Origin of the sequence: Faecalibacterium sp. DFI.5.82, from assembly GCF_029076575.1 — a bacterium.
In the GTDB taxonomy this organism is placed as follows: Bacteria; Bacillota; Clostridia; order Oscillospirales; family Ruminococcaceae; genus Faecalibacterium; species Faecalibacterium duncaniae.
The window spans coordinates 1-291 of sequence record NZ_JARFIS010001047.1 but is presented as its reverse complement, the minus strand read 5'-3'; the positions used below and the strand labels follow the sequence as shown (position 1 = coordinate 291).

General features: G+C 63.9%; 1 protein-coding gene. It reads right to left on the bottom strand.

Annotation, left to right across the window (positions count from 1 at the left end; genetic code table 11):
- A partial coding sequence (locus P0G09_RS20070; protein WP_275253557.1) for a cob(I)yrinic acid a,c-diamide adenosyltransferase occupies positions 1 to 202 on the bottom strand: 202 nt, incomplete at its 3' end.
- Positions 203 to 291 lie beyond the last annotated feature (89 nt).

Sequence of the window (291 nt, the reverse complement as noted above, 5' to 3'; positions counted from 1 at the left end):
ACTTCTGCCCGCCTTTGCCCCGGAAAATTTTGGCCCCCAGCTGGGCCAGCAGAGGGATCTCGCCGATCTGCCCGCCCTTGAGGAACTGCACGATGACAACCCGTTTGCCGCTGCCCAGTGCGCGGAGGGCAAGGCCCATGGCGGCGGTGGTCTTCCCCTTGCCGTCGCCCCAGTAAAGATGCAGCAGGCCCTGTTCCATCATCCGTTCTCCTTTGTGTACTGAACGGTCTCCACCAGGTGCAGGATGTGCTGCTCCGGCCAGTCCCGGGCATCCAGCACATATCCGCCCGC